The organism is Mesorhizobium sp. M1A.F.Ca.IN.020.06.1.1, from assembly GCF_004023265.1.
GTDB lineage: Bacteria > Pseudomonadota > Alphaproteobacteria > Rhizobiales > Rhizobiaceae > Mesorhizobium.
In genome coordinates this window covers 1-2,713 of the sequence record NZ_RZSR01000831.1, presented here as the reverse complement: position 1 = coordinate 2,713, position 2,713 = coordinate 1, and the positions used below count along the sequence as shown (strand labels likewise).

Sequence of the window (2,713 nt, the reverse complement as noted above, 5' to 3'; positions counted from 1 at the left end):
CTTCTGGATGAACTGCGTGATCTGGCTTTCCGGAATGGCGCCCATGAAGCCGTCGACCGGCTGGCCGTCCTTGAAGGCGATGACCGCGGGAATCGACTGGATGCCGAGCTGGCCGGCGACCGAGGGATGATCGTCGATGTTCATCTTGACCAGCCTGACCTTGCCGCCGGCAGCCTTGACCGCCTTTTCGAGCTGCGGCGTCAGCTGCTTGCACGGGCCGCACCAGGGCGCCCAGAAGTCGACCAGCACCGGCTGGCGGCGCGATTCCTGGATGACATCGGCCGCGAACGTCGCGGTCGTCGTGTCCTTGACGAGATCCGCGGCCGCAGGCGCCTCGCCGAGCGAGACCTTGCCGCGGTCCGCCCCGCCATAGTGCACCGATTGGGCGTACTGGCCGGCATTGCCGCCAAATGAGCCGCTGAACGGATTGTTGTCACTCATGTCGTCGCCCTTTCGGTCGCGTCGTCGCCGGCTTCGGGGTGCGGCGGGTTATTATCGGATTTCGGTTTCGCCATCCATGTGGCGATCAACCCGAGACTTTCAAGATAACAGGATCGTGGCCCGTTGCCTCGACGAATTTGACGAGATCGGCGGCGGCGATGGCCGTCGTCGCCTCATTGGTCAGCGGATGGCCGTTGATGACGTCGTGACTCATCAATTCCTGGTCCAGAACCACCTTGATCCGCCCGGCCGTGTCGTTGATCAGGCCGAAGATGGTAACCGCGCCGGGAATGACGCCGAGCAGCTCCATCAGCATTTCCGGCTTGCCGAAGGAGACGCGGCTGGCGGCGCCGATCAGATGGTGGATTTGCTTGAGGTCCACCACGGCCTCCTCGCCGACGGTGACGAGAAAGTAATTGTCCTTCTTGTCCTTGAGGAAGAGGTTCTTGGTGTGGCCGCCCGGGATCTCTCCGCGCAGCGCCTGCGAATCGGCGACCGTGAACAAGGGCGGGTGGCGCACCGTCGAGACGGAAATGCCGAGATCGGCAAGAAAGGCGTTAAGCTCGGCTTCGGTCTTCGGCATCGGTCCTCGCATCATCTGGAAAGCTTGTGCCGTTTACGGCGAACGATGCCCTTGGGGCAAGGTCGCCCGGCTGGGCCAACGCAATCCGCCGGTTCGAAACCAACCTTCCCTATAGGAAGAGCTAGCTCCAAAAAGACCGTCATTTCCCTGTTGCAATCGCCGCGCTCTTCGGCCATATAGGCGCGGCTTGCGGCCCAAGGCCGCGCGAGCGGGTGTAGCTCAGGGGTAGAGCACAACCTTGCCAAGGTTGGGGTCGGGCGTTCGAATCGCCTCACCCGCTCCAGTTTCCTTCAGGGAATCAAGCAAACGAAAAGCCGCGGTTCGCCGCGGCTTTTTCGCGTTTGTAGCCTTCAGAACAAGATTCCGTTGCGCGCCGTCCCCCATACTGTGGCGACGCAGTGAACGATCCCGATCGGCAGCGCCAGCAACGGCTTGGAGCGGATCAGAAGGATATAGATCGTGAATTGGGCGCATGCCGCGAGCAGCCCAGGCAAAGCGCCAGCGCCCGCCATCATCAGCAGCATCATCCAGGGGACCACGACGAAACCGGGAACGTTCGTTCCGTGCCCTGCGCCCATCGTGAAAAGCGCGATGAGGAACCCGACAAGGCCCAGGCCGACGCCGGCCGCGATTGTCTTCAGCATGACGCTGCTCTCCGCGATCTGTGGCTCGGCCCATGCTGGCCGGGCAAAATAGAGGAACGTCGCGACGGAAAGGAAGCGCCCTGCCGCCCACTCCTGACGGTTTGGCGCCTTTGCTGGAACAATTCCAGGAAAGTCCCTAACGGCTCTTCCTCCTCGCCGAAGCCTTCAGTCCGGAATTGCGCAAAAAAGGAAGTCGAGCGGTTCGGCGTTTCCATAAAACGAACCGCTCTACCCAAGCCTCGCCCTCGTCGTCCTCGGCGTCGCCAACAGCAGGCTCGTCTCGCTGCCGGTGATCCCGGGGATCAGCCGGATGCGACGCAGCACGGCGTCGAAGTCCGTGAGTGAGGCGGTGCCGAGTTCGACCACCAGGTCCCAGCGGCCGTTGGTGGTGTGGATGGTCGACACCTCGGGAAAGCCGCCGAGCGCCCTGATCACGCGGTCCGCGGCATGGCCCTCGATCTCGATCATCATCACGCCGCGTATCCTCTGGTCAACCGTGTCGGCGCGCAGCACCACCGTGTAGCCGATGATCTCGCCGGACTTTTCCAGCCGCCCCATCCGCGCCCTGACCGTCGCGCGCGAGACGCCGAGATCGAGCGCGAGATCGGAGACGCTGCGCCGCGCATCGTGCCTCAGAAGCGTCACCAGTCTCTCGTCGAGCGCGTCCATGTTGACCATTTCGAACAGCCGATATGCCCACTATGATAGATCGGCCTTTTCGAAATGCCAATTTACCCTATTCAAACCGCCAGGCAGCGGTGGTTCACTCCGGCAAATCAAACGCAAAAGCGGAAAGAAGTGATGCGCTGCAGGATCGTTGGCGCGCCGGTGCAGGACGGCGCGGGCCGGATGGGATGCGAGATGGGGCCGAGCGCGCTGCGCACCGCAGGGCTTGTCTCGGTGCTGTCGGAGCTTGGCCATGAGGTCGAGGACTGGGGGGCGGTTGAGAAGGCGGCGGCGCGCCCTGTCGCTCATGGCAATCTCGCCCTGAAGGCGCTGCCCGAAATCTCCGCCTGGACGGCGGCGATTTCCGAGACCGCCTACG

5 protein-coding genes and 1 tRNA gene are annotated in these 2,713 nt (G+C 63.1%); 2 read left to right on the top strand and 4 right to left on the bottom strand.

The features are described 5' to 3' along the window. The coding region (gene trxA / locus EOA60_RS27665) for a thioredoxin (RefSeq protein ID WP_128312217.1) at positions 1 to 441 on the bottom strand (441 nt) is incomplete at its 3' end. An 85-nt stretch (positions 442 to 526) separates the two neighbouring features. Continuing rightward, positions 527 to 1,024, bottom strand: coding sequence for a prolyl-tRNA synthetase associated domain-containing protein (locus EOA60_RS27660; RefSeq protein WP_095799582.1), 498 nt, complete (start codon positions 1,022 to 1,024; stop codon positions 527 to 529). Positions 1,025 to 1,232: 208 nt separating this feature from the next. Here EOA60_RS27660 and EOA60_RS27655 point away from each other — a divergent pair. Then, positions 1,233 to 1,307: transfer RNA gene (locus tag EOA60_RS27655), tRNA-Gly, on the top strand. Positions 1,308 to 1,374: 67 nt separating this feature from the next. Here the strand turns inward: EOA60_RS27655 and EOA60_RS27650 are convergent. Continuing rightward, positions 1,375 to 1,668 carry a hypothetical protein gene (locus tag EOA60_RS27650; protein WP_095825137.1) on the bottom strand — a complete coding sequence of 98 codons (294 nt, stop codon included), beginning with the start codon at positions 1,666 to 1,668 and terminating at the stop codon, positions 1,375 to 1,377. A 228-nt stretch (positions 1,669 to 1,896) separates the two neighbouring features. Next, complete coding sequence (locus tag EOA60_RS27645; RefSeq protein ID WP_095825208.1) at positions 1,897 to 2,337, bottom strand: Lrp/AsnC family transcriptional regulator; 441 nt, start codon at positions 2,335 to 2,337, stop codon at positions 1,897 to 1,899. 132 nt (positions 2,338 to 2,469) lie between these two features. Here EOA60_RS27645 and EOA60_RS27640 point away from each other — a divergent pair. Beyond that, positions 2,470 to 2,713 (top strand): arginase family protein (locus tag EOA60_RS27640; protein ID WP_206628274.1); only part of this gene is annotated, 244 nt, incomplete at its 3' end.